Origin of the sequence: Spirillospora sp. NBC_01491, from assembly GCF_036227065.1 — a bacterium.
Lineage (GTDB): Bacteria > Actinomycetota > Actinomycetes > Streptosporangiales > Streptosporangiaceae > Spirillospora > Spirillospora xylanilytica.
In genome coordinates this window covers 6,039,150-6,058,112 of the sequence record NZ_CP109432.1, presented here as the reverse complement: position 1 = coordinate 6,058,112, position 18,963 = coordinate 6,039,150, and the positions used below count along the sequence as shown (strand labels likewise).

The 18,963-nt window shown below is 67.1% G+C and carries 17 protein-coding genes; 3 read left to right on the top strand and 14 right to left on the bottom strand.

The window, feature by feature from the left end; translation table 11 throughout:
• Window positions 1-73 precede the first annotated feature (73 nt).
• A complete protein-coding gene (locus OHA34_RS28215; RefSeq protein WP_329519411.1) occupies window positions 74-1,816 on the top strand; it encodes a protein kinase domain-containing protein in 1,743 nt (580 codons plus the stop codon).
• A 171-nt stretch (window positions 1,817-1,987) separates the two neighbouring features.
• Here OHA34_RS28215 and OHA34_RS28210 read toward each other — a convergent pair whose 3' ends face one another.
• A complete protein-coding gene (locus OHA34_RS28210; RefSeq protein ID WP_329519410.1) occupies window positions 1,988-2,131 on the bottom strand; it encodes a hypothetical protein in 144 nt (47 codons plus the stop codon).
• Window positions 2,132-2,138: 7 nt separating this feature from the next.
• Between OHA34_RS28210 and OHA34_RS28205 the strand changes: the two genes are divergently transcribed.
• Window positions 2,139-2,612: a hypothetical protein gene (locus OHA34_RS28205; protein WP_329519409.1), complete on the top strand. Its 474-nt coding sequence runs from the start codon at window positions 2,139-2,141 to the stop codon at window positions 2,610-2,612.
• A 371-nt stretch (window positions 2,613-2,983) separates the two neighbouring features.
• On the opposite strand, the gene OHA34_RS28200 is transcribed toward OHA34_RS28205, so the two are convergent.
• From OHA34_RS28200 to eccD, 9 genes are all read right to left on the bottom strand, one after another.
• On the bottom strand, window positions 2,984-3,823 hold the full coding sequence (locus OHA34_RS28200; RefSeq protein WP_329519408.1) for a WXG100 family type VII secretion target: 840 nt from the start codon (window positions 3,821-3,823) through the stop codon (window positions 2,984-2,986).
• The gene (locus OHA34_RS28195) at window positions 3,801-4,118 is read right to left on the bottom strand and encodes a DUF6317 family protein (protein WP_329519407.1); all 318 of its coding nucleotides are present in this window, start codon (window positions 4,116-4,118) and stop codon (window positions 3,801-3,803) included. Before OHA34_RS28195 ends, OHA34_RS28200 begins: the two co-directional genes overlap by 23 nt.
• On the bottom strand, window positions 4,111-4,563 hold the full coding sequence (locus OHA34_RS28190) for a hypothetical protein (protein ID WP_329519406.1): 453 nt from the start codon (window positions 4,561-4,563) through the stop codon (window positions 4,111-4,113). The genes OHA34_RS28195 and OHA34_RS28190 overlap by 8 nt, the downstream gene beginning before the upstream one ends.
• Before the next feature lie 4 nt (window positions 4,564-4,567).
• Complete coding sequence (locus tag OHA34_RS28185) at window positions 4,568-5,713, bottom strand: S8 family serine peptidase (protein ID WP_329519405.1); 1,146 nt, start codon at window positions 5,711-5,713, stop codon at window positions 4,568-4,570.
• 1,405 nt (window positions 5,714-7,118) lie between these two features.
• Window positions 7,119-7,598 (bottom strand): hypothetical protein, encoded by a 480-nt coding sequence (locus tag OHA34_RS28180; RefSeq protein ID WP_329519404.1) that lies wholly within the window; start codon window positions 7,596-7,598, stop codon window positions 7,119-7,121.
• Window positions 7,599-7,636: 38 nt separating this feature from the next.
• Window positions 7,637-7,927 (bottom strand): WXG100 family type VII secretion target, encoded by a 291-nt coding sequence (locus OHA34_RS28175; RefSeq protein WP_329519403.1) that lies wholly within the window; start codon window positions 7,925-7,927, stop codon window positions 7,637-7,639.
• 41 nt (window positions 7,928-7,968) lie between these two features.
• Window positions 7,969-8,283: a WXG100 family type VII secretion target gene (locus tag OHA34_RS28170; RefSeq protein ID WP_329519402.1), complete on the bottom strand. Its 315-nt coding sequence runs from the start codon at window positions 8,281-8,283 to the stop codon at window positions 7,969-7,971.
• Window positions 8,284-8,529: 246 nt separating this feature from the next.
• Window positions 8,530-9,906: a type VII secretion protein EccB gene (eccB, locus tag OHA34_RS28165; RefSeq protein WP_329519401.1), complete on the bottom strand. Its 1,377-nt coding sequence runs from the start codon at window positions 9,904-9,906 to the stop codon at window positions 8,530-8,532.
• Window positions 9,906-11,264, bottom strand: coding sequence for a type VII secretion integral membrane protein EccD (gene eccD / locus OHA34_RS28160; protein WP_329522457.1), 1,359 nt, complete (start codon window positions 11,262-11,264; stop codon window positions 9,906-9,908). The genes eccB and eccD overlap by 1 nt, the downstream gene beginning before the upstream one ends.
• Before the next feature lie 263 nt (window positions 11,265-11,527).
• On the opposite strand from eccD, the gene eccCa reads away from it, so the two are divergent.
• The gene (gene eccCa / locus OHA34_RS28155; RefSeq protein ID WP_329519400.1) at window positions 11,528-15,499 is read left to right on the top strand and encodes a type VII secretion protein EccCa; all 3,972 of its coding nucleotides are present in this window, start codon (window positions 11,528-11,530) and stop codon (window positions 15,497-15,499) included.
• A gap of 63 nt (window positions 15,500-15,562) precedes the next feature.
• On the opposite strand, the gene OHA34_RS28150 is transcribed toward eccCa, so the two are convergent.
• The 4 genes from OHA34_RS28150 to OHA34_RS28135 form a co-directional block, all read right to left on the bottom strand.
• Window positions 15,563-16,678 (bottom strand): S8 family serine peptidase, encoded by a 1,116-nt coding sequence (locus OHA34_RS28150; RefSeq protein ID WP_329519399.1) that lies wholly within the window; start codon window positions 16,676-16,678, stop codon window positions 15,563-15,565.
• Window positions 16,679-17,060: 382 nt separating this feature from the next.
• The gene (locus OHA34_RS28145; RefSeq protein WP_329519398.1) at window positions 17,061-17,825 is read right to left on the bottom strand and encodes a hypothetical protein; all 765 of its coding nucleotides are present in this window, start codon (window positions 17,823-17,825) and stop codon (window positions 17,061-17,063) included.
• Complete coding sequence (locus OHA34_RS28140) at window positions 17,825-18,160, bottom strand: PadR family transcriptional regulator (protein ID WP_285938434.1); 336 nt, start codon at window positions 18,158-18,160, stop codon at window positions 17,825-17,827. The genes OHA34_RS28145 and OHA34_RS28140 overlap by 1 nt, the downstream gene beginning before the upstream one ends.
• Window positions 18,161-18,198: 38 nt before the next feature.
• Window positions 18,199-18,951 (bottom strand): CPBP family intramembrane glutamic endopeptidase, encoded by a 753-nt coding sequence (locus tag OHA34_RS28135; RefSeq protein WP_285938435.1) that lies wholly within the window; start codon window positions 18,949-18,951, stop codon window positions 18,199-18,201.
• Window positions 18,952-18,963 lie beyond the last annotated feature (12 nt).

The following is an 18,963-nucleotide window of genomic DNA, read 5'->3' as shown; positions in this document are numbered from 1 at the left end:
CATGACTTAGAGACCGGTAGTCGGTAAAGTCATCCGCGATCTTGTCTTCAGGACGCCCCGCGGGAGGAAATCCGTGCAAGCCGAACCGGCCTCGTGGTCCCCCGGTGCGCATCCGCTCACCGCGGAAGACCCCCCGTCCATCGGCGCGTACCGCCTCCTCGGCAGGCTCGGCGAAGGCGGTATGGGCGCCGTCTACCTGGGCCTCAGCGACTCAGGACAAAAGGTCGCCGTCAAAGTGATCCGCCGCGAGCTCGCCGGCACCGCGTCCTTCCGTGCCCGATTCGGCAGCGAGGTCGACCACGCTCAGCGCGTCGCCTCGTTCTGCACCGCCCGCGTCCTCGAACACGGGGAGCTGGACGGCCGTCCATACCTGGTGACCGAGCACATCGACGGCCCGTCCCTCGCCGACTACGTAGAGGCCAACGGCGCTCTTTCCGCCGGCCCGCTCCGCAGTCTCGCCGTCGGCGTCGCCACCGCGCTCACCGCGATCCACGCCGTACGTCTGGTGCACCGCGATCTCAAACCGGGAAACGTCCTGCTCTCCCCGACGGGCCCCCGCGTCATCGATTTCGGCATCGCCCGCGCCCTCGATTCCGATGAGCGCCACACCCAGACCGGCGGCTTCGTCGGCAGCCCCGGCTGGGTGGCGCCCGAGCAGCTCTTCGACGGCCAGGTCAGCACCGCCGTGGACGTCTTCGCCTGGGGCACCCTCATCGCCTACGCCGCCACCGGCCGCCACCCCTACGGCACCGGCAACCTGGCGACCCTCGCCGCCCGCGCCCAGCAGGGCCAGCACGATCTGACCGGCGTCCCCGCCGAACTCCTCCCCCTGGTCCGCGCCGCCCTCGCACCCACCTCAGCCGGACGCCCCAGAGCCGACGCCCTCCTCACCGGCCTGGTCGGCACCAGCACCGACCCCCAGCACGCGGCAACCGACATCATCAGCCGCGAATGGATCCCGGGCCAGTTCTCCCCAATGCCCCGTCCCGCATCACCAGCAACTCGTGAAGACAGGCTGTCGGATATCCCCGCTGCCGCTTCTGCCCCCAGACGACGGATCTGGTTGACAACCGTCCTGTCCTCGGTAGCCACCGCCCTCATCGTGGGCGCTGGCAGTACCGCAATCGTGCTGCTTCAAGAGGATGATCACCCCCGAGACTCGGGCGACAGAGGGTCAACCTCTGCAGCCAACGCAAAGAAGTCAGCTGGCATCGTGAAGGTAGCCGATGTCTGCAGCCTCGTACCGAAGGAGGCTTCGGACAAATACGTCCCGGAGGCGATTGTCCGGCCTAGCAGTAACGTGCCCCAAGAGAAGGTCAGCACTGAAGGGGCTCGTACAGGATGTGGTTGGAGCTCCGATATCCAGACCGACAGCGACATACAGAATGCGCGCACCCTCAACGTGAAGATCACTCTACACAGGGACGCGGAGAATCAAACCGGTGTCGCGGCGGCCTCGACCGACTACACGAAGAGAGAGCTCGTCGAAAAGGCTCGCGCGGGCAAGAAAGTCGAAGGCATCACCTACAGTCCCGTGACCCCGGTAACTGGAATCGCCACGCATGCATTTCTACTGACCATGGAACGGAAGCATCCCGGCAGGGATCGACAAAACGAGCCGGCTATCGGAGGCGCCATCATGATCCTCCAGCACGCGAACCTAGTGATCGACATCCGGTACGCAGGCGACGACTACCCAACGAAGGACTACGACAGAACGAGCTCCCTCGGCCTCGACTCCGCCCGGCAGGCCGCCGAAAAGATCGCGGGTGATGTCACCAAGAACCTGGAGTCCTGCTCGGAATGCCGCGGCTAACCTCACGAGGAAGCAATTGACCAGCAATAGGAACCTCTGGCTGATCCCGACTGTCGCGAGCACGGCCACAGCTGTACTGACGGCGGGAGCCGTCTTCGGAACAGCCGCCCTTCTCCACGAGGAGAAGCCTTCGGCGAAGGAGTCGGCAGCCGCGTCACGCCCGGCCCCGGCTCAAACGACTCCCAGCACCCCCATCAGAAAGATCACCTCACCCTGCAGCCTCATCCGCAGCGAGACCGCCGCACGGCTGGTACCCAGCCCGGAGACCAGGCTGGTCCCGTCCGGCGCTTCGCTGGAGGAGATGTCAAGCAGCAATTGCGAGATGACCTCCCCGTACACCGAAGATGGCCAACCATTAAGAACCAGGTCGCTACAAGTAGATACTTACGTCAACATCGGAAGCACGGCATCTGACGGAGAAGCACGGGCCAGAGCAGATTTCGAGTTCCGGGTGGGCACCGCCCAAGATATGGCTGATAAGCCAGTTACGGTCCGGGGCACCTCAAAGACCGAAGAACGGTACGACCCGGTGATCAATCTACCCGAACTCGGGGACAGCGCCTACCTTCAACACATGAACCAGAAAGATATCTACGGAAGCTCAACCTTCGTCGAGCTCGAAATGCGCTTCAAGAACGTCATCATCAGTTTGAGGTTTCATGGCTACAACGAAAAGAATCAAAAGGCCGAAACCAAGAACACGTCCCTTGACCCGGCCCCCATAAAATCCGACCTACAACAGGCAGCTCACGAGATGACCAACTACCTCACCACCTGCCTGCCCTGCCGAACCTAGAAATCTCCATCATCAGTTTGATCCGAAACGCTTCTCAGACGAGCAACAACCCGTCCTCCAAAGGTTTTTCACAGGAAATGATATTACGTTACTCAATCTTTAATTCTTATTTTTTCCCTGACAAGGCAAATGCTAACCACCAGGACAGAAAGAAGGAGACCAAGTACTGCGGCGGCCAGAGAGCCGATTTGAGGAAACGCTGCCGCAGCTGCAAGCCATGTACCTGCCGACAAATTTACGGCCCCCGATAGCAGCCTTTTTGAGCTGCTCCAGTTCAGCGGCCAACGAGGACTGAAGATTATCATAAATGCGGACGATATAAGAATTATTCCGACAATGATCTGGTACATAGCTCCGCCGAGGATGGGGGCCTAGGACAGGAAGTGCTTTAGGGCCCCACCGACTGCACCTATCGCAGCACCGGCGGCAGCACCAGCCCCTCCAACTGTTACTGCACTGGCGCTCACAGTTGCCAGACCGACCGGACCCGCGGCAAAACCCATCGCACCATAGGCACCCCCCAGGAAGAATCCACCCACAGATCCATATAGCGCACCTTTTTCAGACCAGTCTCCTATATCTTCACCAAGCGACTTCCCTGGCTTCTTGGGCTCTAGACCCTTAATAGCATTGTCAATATCTTTGAGCTTATGCTCGAGATCTTTTCTGACTTGCGATGGAATATCGCTATTTTTGGATAGCGACTTGAGGGTTTCAGCTAGCGACCAACCACCATCCTTGCCCATATAGTGACTTCTGAGCAATGCGGCAGCCTTTTTTTCTGCTTCAATTATCTGTTTGCGGCTTTCTTGTGCCTCGTGATCCAGGTCGACAGGATCCCCATGATAAAATGCCGTGCCCTTTTGATCATAGGTGGCAGATATCCAAGAGAGTTCATAGGCTAGTCCATCTACCACTTCTGCAACCACGTTCTCAAATGTGGCGAGCTTTTGAGCTTCTTTTGAATGCTGTTCCCAGGCCTCGCGAAATCTAGTAGCCGCTGTTCCCTTCCAGCCAGCGTCATGAGCTATCTCATCCACAGAACGGTTAATTGTTTTGACGATCCGCTCACCTTGTGGTGGATATTTGTAGACGGTGCCCGCAAGCCGGGAAAGGCCTTGGAAGTCAACCCCCAGACTGCCTGCAGAACTAGTCGCCAGTATTTTTGGACTTTTTTCGGCAGGCATTTCAGGTTCCCGCTCCAATAGCATCTGGATTTTCCAGGTTTCTCGCTAGCTCTTTGCTAGTGATCTCCGCGTATCGATAGACATCATGAGCGCGTCTAAGTTTAGTCGAATGCAAATCTATAGCGGCAGCAATGGCAATGTGACCTTGATTTATTGCGGACACAACAGACGACAAAGAATCGCGGAGTTCTTCGGTCAAGACCATCGGCACTTCCATCTGCGCCACTGAGGCAACTCTACTAAACTCGACGCCGCTGCTATGAAACGTTTTGGATGCCGCGACAAGGTCCTCAAAGATCACGCGCATTTCACTACCCATCTTCCAACTCCCTCTTCATGTACTTTTCGTAATCAGAAACACGTTCTGCCGTCCATCGCCAGGCTTCTTGATCCAAAGCCGGATTTATTTCAATATGCTCCGCTCCAATCAGCTCGATTACTTCTTGGAGCGTGACCTCCCCCCAGGTTTGAAACATTCCCAAATTTTCTTCCAATAGGCTCAACGATGAAAATGCAGGGAGATATGGTGGATCGTTCTCGGGCACGCGCAATTCATATTCCGTGACCACCTTTCCCTCTTTTATCGATGGACGAATTGGCACAAAAACACATGGAGAATGCCGGTCAGTTTGAACCTGCTTATCAGTACCCCCTCCCGTCTTTTGAGTTTCCCTCTGTTCCAATATCTTCTCTCCTCCATTTTCGGGCGATTCGGAAGTTTGAACATTAATCAGAGCACGTAGATCGTTCTTTCTTCTTTCCATTAATTCATTTTTTCCTTCGCATCCATACAAAAAATCCAATTACGGCAACAAGTCCGGGGCCAGCTAGCACGCCAACGAACGCCACCGGGATCCTGTCATCATCGTCGTTTACCTCATTCTGCTTACGGCTTCCCATTGAAGGGCTTGGATGTGATGCATTTGGCAATGACTTTCTCTGGTCAAATCGACTGTACACGGGATTTGGTGCACTAGCCGGCACGTGTGCATCTAGGGCAAGGTATGGGATCAGTGCGCCTTGCCCAGATCTTCTATCCCAGCCCTTAGGCCCGATGTCCTTAGCTGTCGCTACAACGCGCTGCGTGACCTCACGTGCTGACATCTTCGGATAGCGTGAACGCACGAGTGCTACGACTCCCGAAGTCAGAGCCGTGGCCTGACTGGTGCCGTTGACCTTCCAATTGAATGTTCCATCCTTGCCAATGGAGCCAACCGAAACCCCAGGGGCAGCGATCACAACATTGCTCCCGGGCGTCGACTTCTCCCAGATATTGAGGTCGGCATCGACCGCCCCGACCGCCATTACTCCAGCACAGTTGGCTGGTGAATTACTGGATTCCCGCGAGTTGCCCTGATTACCGGCCGCGGCAACAATGACGACATCATGTTGAAGTGCATAATTGACGGCCGTTTGGGTGCTCACTGGACAGTGTGCGGCGGCTGAGCTCCAAGACATGTTGATGACCTTAGCTCCGTGGTCAACAGCGTAACGGATCGTCAATGCATCATTAACTGAGTGTGCGGCGATTGGCAGTACTCGGACCTTGGGAGCAATTCCTACCATTCCAGATCCGATACCTTGGCCCGCAATGAGTGCGGCCATCGCCGTCCCATGCCCACCCTTTTCGGTGTCATAGTCGTGACGGCCGTCACCTTTTTGGGAGCCACCGTACTCATATCCTGGAAGTACCACGCCGTTCAAGTCCGGCAACCCAGCCTCTATGCCGGTATCAATTACTGCAACTACTATTCCCTCTCCCTGGGTAAGCGGCCATACTTTTTCTCTGATCTGCCAAGCATCGAACCACCACTCTTCGGAACGGGGCTGCGGCTCCGCAAAGGCGGGGGTAATTTGAAATGAGGGGATCACGAAAAGTAGGGCCAATGCTGTAAACCGCCGGCCGGGTCTCATTCAGTCTTCCTGTGCTCGCCAATATTTCCTATGGTCGTTGGCTGTTCAGCCTAGCTCCCCGAGCACTCGGGGGGCCACGTTCACTTCATCAGTCCAAAGATCTTCGTCGTCGTATAGCCAACTCTCTCTCTCATTTTCACTCTTACGGCCGGCTATTGATCCGCGACCCATGGGCATACTGCCAGCAGTCCGATTCGTTCCCTGCCTTGTGATCTCAGCACCACTCCGTATCACTCCCCCACTCATTTTCGAATGCCCGGGCCCACCGGCCGGGCGACCCCCCAAGCCAGATCCGACAGTTCCACCATTTGGTGCCCCCAGTACACCACCTGGACGAATCCCGTCGCTCGAGCCACCCAGGGGCGTAAAGCTGGGACCTCCCGGCCCTCTTTGTGGCGGACTTGGAATGGCCGTAGGGCGAGACACTTCCGTCATCGGCGAAATCTTGCCAACTGTGGGAAGCGGAGCATCTATCCTGGGAATTGGCGCTCGTTGATTTGGGCCCCCACCGTCAGCAGGGTTAGGGCCGCTCAGTCCGGGGGGAGGTGGGGTGCCCCCGGATCCACCTGGGATATCCGGTTGCACACGTTCTAGATCCGAAGGGGCTGGAGCGGCAAGAGACCCGTGACCATGCCCGGGCGCCGGCAAGGACGCACCAGTAGGCGTGAGCGAGTTCGGACTTTGAGATTCGTGTCCGGGTAGATGCGATCCACCCCCCTTTCCTGCTGTAGGCATCTGCGCACCGCTGCTCGGGGCTGGTGAACTGTTGAGCCTCCCACCACCTCCGGTCGGGCCACCGCTTCCGCCTTCGCCCTCCCCGCCTCCGAACGGAGTCCCACCCTCCGCTCCTGTGGGCAACTCAATCGTGAGCGAGGACGGAATCTGATTGAAGGCGGAGCCGAGGGCGGCGTTGGTCTTTGCCAGGTGCTGCTGGGCGAGCTTGTCGTCGGCCGTCTTGGTGGCCTGAGCCGCAATCGGATCGGTGTGAGTGAGCACGCCAAGTGGAGTGGTCTTGTTGGGCATGCGCTGGGACGTCTTAACGGTGACGTAGGCGTCGCCCATCGCCCTGCTGAACTGCTCACTTGCTCCAGCCAACTGGCGCGAAGCCTGGTTGAGGCGCCGAACGTCCGCGGTCCCGAGTTCCTGGGCGTCCCCCTGCCAAACGGAGTGCAACCGTTTGACATGCTGGGCGAGCCCAATTTCGGCCTTCTCGAGAGCGCTCTTGGCCTGTGCATACGCGCGCTCCGCCGCGGCAAGCAAGTCCGGGTTCGCACCCTGGAGGTAGGCCGCGATGGTGTCGTAGTCGTACTGGGCAGGGTTTCCGTCTCCCAGAGCGCCTGGTCTGACGTCCGCCCGGAGCCTTCTGCCCGCCACGGCCTAACTCCCCTCGTCCATGATGCTCGGTCTACCTACTCTGCCAAGGAGTCACATGCGTGGGCGGCGCTGTCTGGCCAGCACCGCGGCTGGCATCCGTGGACTGCGTCTCCGCCTTGCCATAGTTCTTCGCAGTCATCTCCACGCGCTGGATCACCGCATCGTAGGACTCACAGAAGGTGTTGATGCCCTGAAGCATTCCCTGGTGGGCGGTGCCCACTTTTGTTCCTAGTTGTTGAGCTACATCCCAGTTTCCGATTCTTCCTGCGTGCAACTGGAGTGCGGTCAGCGAGTACTTCAGTTCATCGAGATCCTTGCGCATCTGCGCGGCGACTTGGAGGAGCTGCTCGCGCTGAACCTCGACCGTGTTCCCTCTCCTGCTCCCCTGACCGCTTGGAGCGCCCTTGGGGATGGGCCAGGTCTTGGGGTCGGCGGGGTCGATCTGCGGGCCCTGCGGGAGCACTCCCGGAAGGAGGTCGTTGAGATCAGGTTGCTTGTCCTGCGGTGCCATCGCGCGTCTTCCCTCCCCGTCCGCTGGTTACTCTCTGTCTATGACCAGAGGCCGGTGTTGGCTCGCTCCGCGCCAGCGTGGATGTCGTGCGAGTCGCCGATCGCCTGGCCGAGTTTGTTCGCGGTGGCCTGCATGTGGTCGGCGGCCTTGCGCCACTCGTCCGACTTCCTCTGGTAGGCAAGCCGCGCGTCGCCGTCCCACTCGCTGAGGTGCTTGCGGACCTGGGCGTCGAGTGCCTCGACGATGGCCCGATACTGCTGCGCCGCCTTGAGGAAGTTGGCTTGGGCGTCCTTCATCCCGCCGAAGCGGACGAACGTGGTCTCGCTCATGTCGTGATCACCTTCACTCACAGTGTGTTCGGTCGGACCGGTCAGCCGTTGATCTGGCCTCTGAGGCGGTTGACCGTGTCGGTCCGCTGCTGCTCCGACGCGTCGTACTTGACCTTGGTGTCACCGAGCTTCTGGTGGATCTCGGCCAGTTCCTTCTGGACCTTGCTGAACTGGCCTTCGAACATGTTGTAGACGTCGGTGAAGGCGCGGGCCGACTCTCCCTTCCAGTCACCCTGGAGCTGGGCGTGGTAGCTGCTGAGCTGGCCCTTGAGCCTGCCGATCTGCTGGTGGGCGTCGTCGATCTTGGCGCCGGCCTGCTGCATGTGCTGCCGGTTGACCGATGACTGCTGGGACATCCCTGGCCTCCTAGAGAGTCGGTACATATGGCATCACGGTGGGCGTTTTGGGCATATCGGCTTAATGCCCGCGAAACTGTCGGTATTGCGACACTCCCCGTGACTGTCAGCAAGGTCGAGGGTAGAGAGGGGGCGGAAGGGCTGTCCACCGGAAGAAGAGGCTTGGAACGGCCTGCTGGGCTGGTGGTTTTGGTGGCGGATCGCTGAACAGCCTTGCGCTTGTCAAGAGGGTTCTTGACAAAGAGATCACGTGGCCGGAACCGGTCGGAGGGCCGCCGCGGCGGCCAGGGCCGGGCCCTCTCGGAAGAGTTGCAGCAGGTTGGCCGGTACGGGGACCGCGGTGGACGTGGAGTATCCGAGTTTGGTCACTTCGTCCTGCGTCGGGACGGGGTAGCGCAGACCCTGGTCGGTGATCAGGGAGAAGGTCTGCGGGCGTTGCCCCGGTCCGGAGAGGGTGCCGGCGAAGGTGCCGCCGCCGGGGAGGGACACCTCGTCCAGGCCGGCCGCGCCCCCGGTGGACGGGGGAACAGCGCCGCCGATGGTGAAGCGGGCTTCGGCCGACAGCCTGCCGGTGTCGCGATAGACGGCGCAGAGGGGGTCGGTCTGGGTGTACGGGACGATCTTGGGCGGTGTCTCAGGGAGGTCTCGGCTGTGCAGGTTGGTCTTGGACGGATTCGAGGCCGCTACGCCCGGGGTGATCTCGCGGGGCTGGCCTGGGGCGTTGGGGCCCGCGCCGGCCTCGTCCAGGAGGAGGCGGGCCTGGCTCTCGGAGATGCTGGAGAGGCCGCCGTCCGCCAGGAGGACGTAGTAGCGCTGACCGGTGCCCGCCACGGCGGCCACCCGGTAGGTCTGGCCCACGGGGGACGGTGTTCCGTCGGGGCCGGGGACGCGGGTCGACCATTTGGGGATGGGCGGTGCGGCGAAGTCGGGGCCCTGCGGGAGGCCGTTCAGCCAGCGTTCGTCGACCGGGACGGGCTGGTCGAGGCTGAGGACGCGGGCGGCCTTAGGCGAGATGCGCATGCGGGTGTTGTGCCAGATCAGCCAGGCTTGGGCGCCGCCGTGGACGACCAGTCCCTGCCCCTCACCCAGGGGGCGTCCGCCCACGTCACGGCCGCCGACCAGGGAGACGCGGGAACCGTTCACGGCGCCGGTGTCGCGGACACAGAGGGACCAGGGGGCCTTGGCCGGTTTGTTGGGGTCCGGGAGGGATTCGGGGGCGCCCTGGATTCCGGTCATCGGGCCGCGCCCGTACTTGGCGAGGGACTTGGCGGAGACCAGTTTGCGCTCGATCGAGGTGCTCGACATCGCCAGGCGCGCGGAGGTGTAGTTGAGGAACGGGGTGAGCTTGCCGCTGTCGGCGCTGTAGGCGTAGCTGGCGCCGGTCTCCTTCTCGATGATCAGAACGCCGGGCTTCTCCAGGTTGCGGGCGCCGCCCTTGAAGAGCAGGCCGGAGATGCCGAAGCCCGCGGCGACCAGGACGGCGACCATGACGCCGCAGAGGGCGCCGACGCCGGTGCGGCGGAGGGGCGACTCGGCGGCGCCGGGGCGGCCCTGGAGCAGGGCGAGGGCGACGCGCTGCGTCATCAGGCGGTGGGCCTGGTAGAGGTCCTTGCGGGTCTGCATCAGCCGGCCAGCCCGCGGAGCCAGGAGTAGAGGTTCAGCAGGCCCATGGCCAGCGGGAACAGGGCGACGATCAGGGCCAGGTCGACGATGTCGCCGGCCCGTCCCCAGAACGGCGAGGGCTTGTGCGCGGGCAGTCGGAGCGCCATCACGATCATGACGGTGACCGCGACCAGGGTGGGCAGGACGACGGCGGCGAGGGTCGTGCCCGGGGCGGACGTGGCGGCGCCGCGGAGCGCGAGGAGGGTGAGTCCGCCGAGGCCGGAGCCCAGCATCCACAGCCGTTGCGGGCGCCTGAGGAAGACCCGGGCGCGGAGCAGGAGGACGAGCGAGATGCAGAGGCTCATCGTGAGGGCGAGCCAGCCTGTGGAGGTCACCAGGGCGAGCTGCGCGCCGACGCTGACGAGGCCGACGGCGGCGACCAGGCCGGTGGCGAAGCGGTCGGCCTCGCGGGTGCGGCGCAGGAGGGTCGGGCCGTCGAAGGTCTGGGAGCCGCGGAGCTCTTCGGCGTTCTCCGGGACGGGCGGCAGGGGCAGCCTCGCCAGCCGGAAGGCCAGCGACGGGATGAGGGCGGTCAGCGCGAGGCAGAGCGCCGAGGCGAGGGACGCCGCGCCCTGGGGGGCGAGGCCGAGGCCCTGCACGAAAGCCGTGGCGATCACGCCGAGGAGGGCGGTGAACGCGACGCCGAGGAAGGTCGGGAGCCCTTCGGCGATGGCGAAGGCGGCGACGACGGCGGCCAGCGTCGCGGCGCCGAGGGCGGCGAGCAGGTGCGGTGCGCCGAGGTCGAGGATCGCGATGGGACGGGCCGGCGCGAGGAGGCCGCCGAGGAACGCGTACGGGAGCGAGCTGTAGCCGAGCACCGCGCCGGCGCCGGAGTCTCCGAGGGCGCGTGACAGCACGGTCCCGGTGACGAGGAGGAGCATCGCGACACCGCCGGCGGCGATCGCGAGGAGGCCCCAGGGCGGTCCGGTCAGGGCGATGCCGGCGGCGCCGGCGGCCAGGACGGCGGCGCCGCCGAGCAGACCGAACCGGCGGGTGGTCTCGGGGCGCCAGCGGTCGGCGTGCTCGTTGATGCCGGTGGCGACGACGTCGGCGACGTCATCGAAGGTCACCTCGGGGAGCTGGGCCAGTTCGGGCCGGAAGTAGAGGAGCTCGCCGTCGCGGACGCCGAGGGCCGACAGCGACCGGGACTCGTCCAGGGGGCCCTCGTCGAGGCGTTGCAGGATCCAGCCGGAATGGCCGAGTCCGGCGTTCGCCAGATTCTGCCCGGCGACCTGCAACAACGTCGGGAGCATATGGGCCAGCGGAATATCCGCGGGGAGGGAGAGGTCGAGACGGCGATGGGGGGCGACGATGACCACACGGCACAGATCGGCCCCAGTCGTCGTATTCACACGGCCTCCGGTCTTTCTGAACCAACGAGTCCTGGGCGCTCGCGATGACCGGACCTTGACTATCAGCCGTACCGGTTTTCCGCCACCTCGGGATTCGACCACGGATGGCGGTGCGGCGGCAGGGTGAATGACAATTCGGCTTCGCGGTTCGGAGCCGCGGATCACTAGGATGACGCGTCATTGACTTCCGGTCATGATGATCAGTGCCGGTACGGCGAAGGGATCGGGCCTTGGGCATCGTTCTGGTTAGGCGGCCGGAACGGCGCCCGCCGCCGCGGCTGCCCGAGGGCGAGATCATGCTGGAGCCGCCGCCGGAGCTGCCCGAGACGGTGGGCCAGGGGTTCGCCAACGCGCTGATGTACCTGCCGATGGCGGCCAGCGGCGGCGCCATGGGGCTGATGTTCATGGGCGGCGCGGGCGGCGCCGGCGGCGGCAACCCGATCATGTGGGTGGCGAGCGGGCTGTTCGTGCTGTCGATGGTCGGGATGGGCTTCGGCCAGATGGGGCAAGGCTCGGGCGAGCGCAAGCAGCGGCTGAACGGCGCCCGTCGCGACTACTACCGCTACCTCGACCAGATCAGGGCGCGGGTGCGGAAGGCGGCGGCGCAGCAGCGGGAGGCGCTGGAGTGGAGCGGGCCGGCGCCGCGGACGCTGTGGTCGCTGGCGATGAGCAACCGGCTGTGGGAGCGCCGGCCGGCCGACGCCGACTTCGGGCAGGTGCGCCTCGGCCGCGGCCGGCAGCGGCTCGCGGTCGAGCTGATCACACCGGAGACCAAGCCGATCGAGGACCTCGAGCCGATGTGCGCGGGGGCGCTGCGCCGGTTCCTGCGCGCGCACGCGACCGTCCCGGACCTGCCGGTGGCGGTGTCGCTGCCGGCGTTCGCGCGGATCGTGCCCACCGGTGACCCGGAGGCGGTGCGGGGGATGGTGCGGGCGCTGGTCGCGCAGCTCGTCACGTTCCACACGCCCGACGACGTGCGCGTCGCGGTGTGCGCGTCGCCGGAGCGGATGCGCGACTGGCAGTGGGCGAAGTGGCTGCCGCACTGCCTGCACGGCACCGCGCACGACGCGGCGGGACCGGTGCGGCTCATCGCGAACTCGCTGACCGACCTGGAACCGCTGCTGGAGGACGATCTCAAGGACCGTCCCCGCTTCTCCCCCGGCACGGGCACGCAGGACCTGCCGTTCTTCGTCGTGGTCGTCGACGACGGGATCGTCCCGCCCGATTCGCAGCTCGCCGCGGACGGCATCAAGGGCGTGTGCGTCATCGACCTGACCGGGGCGGTCGCGCCGACGTCCGACGCGACGATGCTGCGGCTCCAGGTGACGCCGGACGGCATGGAGATGCTGGAGCGCGACCACACCGGCAAGGACGTGTCCAGCCCGCTGGGACGCGCCGACCGGTTCACGCCCGTCCAGTCGGAGGGTCTCGCGTTGCGGCTGGCGCCCCTGCGCGCGGGGGCCAACGAGGAACCCGACCAGAACGCGCTGGCGGGCAACCTCACACTGACGTCGCTGCTGGGGCTGCGCGACCCGTACGGCATCGACCTGCGCGCCTCGTGGCAGCCGCGGGCGCCGCGGAACCGGCTGCGGGTGCCGATCGGGGTCGACTCCGAGGGCCGCGCGATCGAGCTGGACATCAAGGAGTCGGCGCAGGGCGGCATGGGCCCGCACGGGCTGCTCATCGGGGCGACGGGGTCGGGCAAGTCCGAGCTGCTGCGCACGCTCGTGCTGGCGATGGCGGTCACCCATTCGTCCGAGACGCTCAACTTCGTGCTGGTCGACTTCAAGGGCGGCGCGACGTTCCTCGGGCTGGAGCGGTTGCAGCACGTGTCGGCGGTCATCACCAACCTGGAGGAGGAGCTCCCCCTCGTCGACCGCATGTACGACGCGTTGCACGGCGAGATGATCCGGCGGCAGGAGCTGCTGCGCGCCTCGGGCAACCACGCGTCGCTGCGCGACTACGAGAAGGCGCGCGAGCAGGGGGCTCGGCTCGCGCCGATGCCGACGCTGTTCGTGGTGCTGGACGAGTTCTCCGAGCTGCTGTCGGCCAAGCCCGAGTTCGCCGACCTGTTCGTGATGATCGGACGGCTCGGCCGGTCGCTCGGGGTGCATCTGCTGCTGGCCTCGCAGCGGCTGGAGGAGGGCAAGCTCCGCGGGCTCGACTCGCACCTGTCGTACCGGATCGGGCTGCGGACGTTCTCGGCGATGGAGTCGCGGGTCGTCCTCGGAGTGCCCGACGCGTACGAGCTGCCGTCCCAGCCGGGCAACGGCTACCTCAAGGTGGACGTCAGCGACATGGTGCGGTTCAAGGCCGCGTACGTGTCCGGCCCGGTGAGCGAGGAGGCGCGGGCGCCGGGCCGGGCGAGCGGGACCGCGACGCGGCGGCAGATCCTCCCGTACGGGACGGCGTTCATCCCGCCGCCGGCGTCCGAGCGGCCCGCGTCCGAGACACCGGAGGAGCAGGGCGGCGGAGAGAGCCTGTTCACCGCGATGATCGACCAGGTCGCCGGGCAGGGGCCCGCCGCGCACCGGATCTGGCTGCCGCCGCTGGACGTCCCGCCGTCGGTCGACCTGCTCCTGCCGCCGCTGTCGGCCACCCCCGACCTCGGGCTGACCACCGTGGGCTGGGAGGGGCGCGGCCGGCTGGCGGCGGTCGTCGGGATCGTCGACCGGCCGTTCGACCAGCAGCGCGACCCGTTCTGGGTGGACCTGTCGGCCGCCGCCGGGCATGTGGGCATCGCGGGCGCGACGCAGACCGGCAAGTCGACCATGCTGCGCTCGCTGATCACCTCGCTGGCGCTGCTGCACACCCCCGAGGAGGTGCAGTTCTACTGCCTGGACTTCGGCGGCGGCACGCTGAGCTCGCTCGCCGGGCTGCCGCACGTCGGCGGGGTGTCCAGCCGGCTGAACGCCGACCGGGTGCGCCGCACCGTCGCCGAGGTGTCCACGCTGCTGGAGCGGCGCGAGCGGGAGTTCACCGATCGCGGCATCGACTCGATCTCCACCTACCGGCGGCTGCGCGCGTCCGGCGAGCTGCCCGGCGACGGGTTCGGCGACGTGTTCCTGGTGGTGGACGGCTGGATGACGCTGCGCCAGGAGTACGAGCGGCTGGAGGAGGTCGTCACCGACCTCGCCGCGCGCGGCCTCGGGTTCGGCGTGCACGTGGTGGCGACGGCGGGCAAGTGGTCGGAGTTTCGGATGGGCATCCGGGACGTGTTCGGCACCCGTCTCGAACTGCGGCTCGGCGACTCCTACGAGTCCGAGATCGACCGGCGGCTCGCCGAGAACGTGCCCGAGGGACGGCCCGGACGCGGCCTCACTCGCGACGGCCTGCACTTCCTGGCGGCGCTGCCGCGGTTGGACGGGCGCGGCGGGACAGAGGACCTGACCGAAGGCGTGGCCGGGCTGGTGGAGGCGGTCACCGCCGCCTGGTCCGGTCCGGTGGCGCCGCCGGTCCGGCTGCTGCCCGACCTGCTGCCCGTGGCGGCGTTCGCGGACGAGCCGGCCGAGCGGTGGCGGGTGCCGATCGGGATCGACGAGGCGGCGCTGGCCACCGTCCGGCTCGACTTCGCGGCCGACCCGCACTTCGTGGTCGTCGGCGACACCGAGTGCGGCAAGTCGAACCTGCTGCGGGTGATCGCGGAGAGCGTCGTCGCCGGGCACACCCCGGCGGAGGCCAGGCTGATCGTGATCGACTACCGGCGGGCGCTGCTCGATACCGCGGACACCGAGCACCGGATCGGATACGCCGCCTCCCCGTCCGCCGCCGCCGACCTGGTCGCCGACCTGGTGGAGGCGCTGAACGACCGGCTGCCCCCGGCCGACCTGCCGGCCGAGCAGCTTCGCGACCGGTCGTGGTGGAAGGGCTCGGACGTCTTCCTCTTCGTCGACGACTACGACCTGGTGGCGACGGCCGGGAACCCGCTGCTCCCGCTGCTCGACCTGCTGCCCCAGGCGCGCGACCTCGGCGTCCACCTGGTGCTGTCGCGGACCATGGGCGGGATGGGCCGGGCGCTGTACGACCCGGTGATCCAGCAGCTCAAGGACATGGCGGCGCCGGCGCTGATCATGTCCGGGAGCCGCGAGGAGGGGCCGCTGTTCGGCGAGGTCCGCCCGGGACCGCTGCCGGCGGGCCGGGGCACCCTCACCGACCGGCGCGCCGGCGCCCGCCTGATCCAGACCGCCGCCCTCGACGCGTGACGGCGCCGTCCCTGCGGGGACGGGCGGCTCGTTCGGGGCGCCGCGGCCTGCCGGGACGGGCGGTCAGTTCGGGGCGCCGATGGTCCCCCGGTCGGGGCCCTCGGGGACGGGGTCGTCCTCGATGGGCCGCTCGCTGAGGACCACCCGGCCGGGACGCCAGCCGCGCCTGCGCCCCAGCGGGACCACCACCCCGGCGAGCGCCGCGACGCCGGCGGTGCCGAGCGCGCCCGCGGCGACGGTGATGGAGATGCCGCGCGTGCGGCCGTCCACGGGCACCGGGGCCGCCAGCCGGGCGGGGCTCGCGGACGGGCGCGGCGCCACGGTGGGCGCCGCGTTCTCGTCCGGGACGACGGCGGTGACGGCCTGGACGGGGTTGACCATCCCGCGTCCGGTGCCGGCCCCGACGTTGCCCTCGGCCGTCGCCAGGATCCGCTGGACGACCTGCTTCTGGTCGAGCCGCGGACGGTAGGAGCGCACGAGCGAGGCCACGCCCGAGACGAACGCGGCGGCGTAGCTGGTGCCTTCGGCGCCCGCTTTGTAGCCGCCGCCCGTCCAGGCGACGGGGACGCCCTGGCCGGGGGCCCCGAGGTCCACCCTGGACTGGAGGCTGGAGCTCTCGACCCTGCCGCCGCCCGTCCCGAGGGAGGCGACGGAGAGCACGCCCGGGTAGCTCGCCGGGTACGCGGGGCCATCATCGCCGTTCTTCTTCTTGGCGTTGCCGGCGGCGGCCACGATCACCGCGTCCTTGCCCTGCGCGTAGTGGACGGCCGCCAGGAGCGCGGGCGACGGGACGGTGCGGATGGACACGTTGATCACCTGGGCGCCGGCGTCGGCGGCCTTCCGGATCGCGGTGGGCAGCCGGTCGCCGCCGCCGTCGTCGCGGTCGGCGTTCTGCTGCTTGACGATCAGCAGCCGGACGGCCGGCGCGACGCCGCTCAGCGGGACCTCGCCGGCGGAGAGGTCGCGTCCGCCGATGAGGGCCGCGACGCCGGTGCCGTGCCCGACGCAGTCGCGCTTGCCGGTGCCGGTGAGGTCGAGCGCGTCCGGGACGCGGCCCGACAGCATCGGATGGCCGGAATCGGCCCCGCTGTCGACCACGGCCGTGGTCACGCCCTGCCCCATCGTGAGGCCCCAGGCCCGCTGGAAGCCGAGGCGCTTCTGGGCCCAGGACTCCCCCACCGGCCCCGGATCGGCGCGCTCGGGACTGCACTCGGCCGCGGACGGCGGGGCAGCCGCTGGGGACGGCGAACCGGAGGGCTTGCCGGACGGTTGGGTCGAGGGCTTGGTCGAGGGCGAGTGAGGGGTCGGCGCCGCCCCAGGCCGCGCCGGCAGCCCGGACGCGGCGGACGCAGCGGACGCTCCTGGGAGGAGTGCGGCGGAAGCCAGGGCGGCCATCGACGCTAAGAGTGCGATTCCGCGCATCGGCCATCTCCCCGGGGCGATCGGCCCGGCTCGGCTCTGTGCGGCCGGCTCGGCTCAGCGCACGAATCTAGGGGATGACGCCCGGACTCGGCGATCGCGCAGGCAGCCGCGACCGCGCAGGCAGCCGCGACCGAGCGGGTCAGCCGCGGCGGACCGCTTTGCGCCGGTGGCGGGTGATGCCGACGGCGAGAAGGGCGAGTCCCAGCAGGGAACCGACCGGGAAGCCCATGAGGAACCCCCGGACGGCGCCGTGGCCGGGGGTCTCTCCGGTGGTGAGCACGCTGAGGCCGAAGACGAGCGCTTCGACACCGGCGATGACAAGGACCAGGTAGACGGCCAGGCCACGGCTCCAGTACATGCGGCGGCGCGGGGCGTCGGGCGGGGCGTCGATTTCGGCGGCGGGCCCCACGGTCGCGGCGGCGGGACGCTTGAAGTAGAGCCAGATCGTCCACGCCGCGGCGACCTCCCAGCCGTCGTCCGCGAGCCGTTCGGCCGCCGCCCGGCGGCGCGGCGGCGGGACGATCTCGCGCCGGTACTCCCAGCGCTGCGGCCGGTCGAGGGAGCGGCGGCAGGCGAAGCCCGCCTTGGCGTCGTAGGAGAGCACCTCCCAGCCCTGCCCGCCGAACTCGTTGAGCTTCCCGACCTCGTTGAACGCGTCGGCGTGGAAGTCCCAGGTCTCGGCGTCCGGGTCGGGGGCGCCCGGCGTGCCGTCCGGCGCGGTGTCCGGCGCGGCGGCGAGTTCCGCGGCGAAGTCGGCGACCGGGCCGAACTCGTCCTCGGGGGCCGTCCCGGACTCGGCGAGGTAGGCGGCCAGGTCGTCGACGGTGCCCGCCACCTCGGCGGCGGGGACGCCGCAGTCGCGGAGGCGTGCGGCCAGCTCGTCGAAGTAGCCGGCGGCGGTCATCAGATTCCTCCCTGGGCGAGCACGGACCGGACCGAGGCGTCGAACGCCAGCCAGAGGCCGCCCTGCTCGGCGAGGGTGTCGCGGCCCTGCTGGGTGAGGTGGTAGTAGCGGCGGCCGGGGCCCCGGTCGGCGACCCGGAACTCGGCGGAGACCAGGCCGGCCTCTTCGAGCCGGTTGAGCACGGGGTAGAGGGTGCCGCCCTTGATCTGGCCGAGTCCGGATCCGGCCAGCGTCTTGGCGATCTCGTAGCCGTAGCTCTCGCCCCCGGTGAGGCTGGAGAGCACGAGCAGATCGAGGACGCCCTTGAGCCAGCTCGCACGACGGTCAGTGGCCATGAGCTTCATCTTCACAGTCATCCAGGTAGCGCCGCAATCTAGCCGGCCTGCGGGACGGCATCGACCGGCCGGGACGGCACGGGGCGGGCGGGGGCGGGCATGACGACCAGGCCGCGGACGTCGATCAGGATGTGCGCGACGATCGGCACCAGCAGGCTGCCGGTGGCCAGGTAGGTCGCGGTGAAGAGGTAGCCGAGCGCGGCCACCGCGAGCATGCCCTTCCAGCCCTGGTAGAGGTGCCCGAGGACGAAGACCGCCAGGGCCGCCCCGGCGGCCGTCGTGAGGTCGAGGCCGGCGGCCACGCCGAGAGCGATGAGCAGGCCGCGGAACACCAGCTCCTCGCAGACGCCCGCGGTGACCGACATCGCGAGCGCGGCGCCGCGCTCGGCGCGGGTCCGCGGGAGCATCGCGGCGTAGGCGCCCTGGCCCGGGGCCGCCCGCCCCGAGCGGGCCCGCAGGTGGAACAGCACCGCGGTGATCACGACCATCAGTGCCAGACCGGTGAGCATGCCGAGTACAGCGCTCATGTCGTCCGGCGGGGCCAGTCCCACATCCGCGGCGCGGACGCCGGGCGAGACGAGCACGATGACGGCGGCCACCCCGGTGAGCGCCCAGGAGTCCGCGATCCAGCGGGTGAACATCCTGGTCAGCGCCCTGGGGTCGTGGTCGCGCGTCCGGCGGAGCCGCTCGTAGGAGCGCTTGCCGTACACCGACTCGACGATGACCAGGTAGGCCACCAGGGGGGCGGCCAGGGCCAGTCCGAGGGGCGAGAAGTCCGGGGTGATCTGCATCGTTCCGCCGCT

Coding starts and splice junctions, on each gene's coding strand:
- OHA34_RS28195 (WP_329519407.1), bottom strand. CDS start 4,118: ATGGGTAGTGAAATGCGCGTGATCTTTGAGGACCTTGTCGCGGCATCC.
- OHA34_RS28180 (WP_329519404.1), bottom strand. CDS start 7,598: ATGGCACCGCAGGACAAGCAACCTGATCTCAACGACCTCCTTCCGGGA.
- OHA34_RS28205 (WP_329519409.1), top strand. CDS start 2,139: ATGACCTCCCCGTACACCGAAGATGGCCAACCATTAAGAACCAGGTCG.
- OHA34_RS28200 (WP_329519408.1), bottom strand. CDS start 3,823: ATGCTATTGGAGCGGGAACCTGAAATGCCTGCCGAAAAAAGTCCAAAA.
- OHA34_RS28175 (WP_329519403.1), bottom strand. CDS start 7,927: ATGAGCGAGACCACGTTCGTCCGCTTCGGCGGGATGAAGGACGCCCAA.
- eccB (WP_329519401.1), bottom strand. CDS start 9,906: ATGCAGACCCGCAAGGACCTCTACCAGGCCCACCGCCTGATGACGCAG.
- OHA34_RS28145 (WP_329519398.1), bottom strand. CDS start 17,825: ATGACCGCCGCCGGCTACTTCGACGAGCTGGCCGCACGCCTCCGCGAC.
- OHA34_RS28135 (WP_285938435.1), bottom strand. CDS start 18,951: ATGCAGATCACCCCGGACTTCTCGCCCCTCGGACTGGCCCTGGCCGCC.
- OHA34_RS28185 (WP_329519405.1), bottom strand. CDS start 5,713: ATGAGACCCGGCCGGCGGTTTACAGCATTGGCCCTACTTTTCGTGATC.
- OHA34_RS28140 (WP_285938434.1), bottom strand. CDS start 18,160: ATGGCCACTGACCGTCGTGCGAGCTGGCTCAAGGGCGTCCTCGATCTG.
- OHA34_RS28190 (WP_329519406.1), bottom strand. CDS start 4,563: ATGGAAAGAAGAAAGAACGATCTACGTGCTCTGATTAATGTTCAAACT.
- OHA34_RS28170 (WP_329519402.1), bottom strand. CDS start 8,283: ATGTCCCAGCAGTCATCGGTCAACCGGCAGCACATGCAGCAGGCCGGC.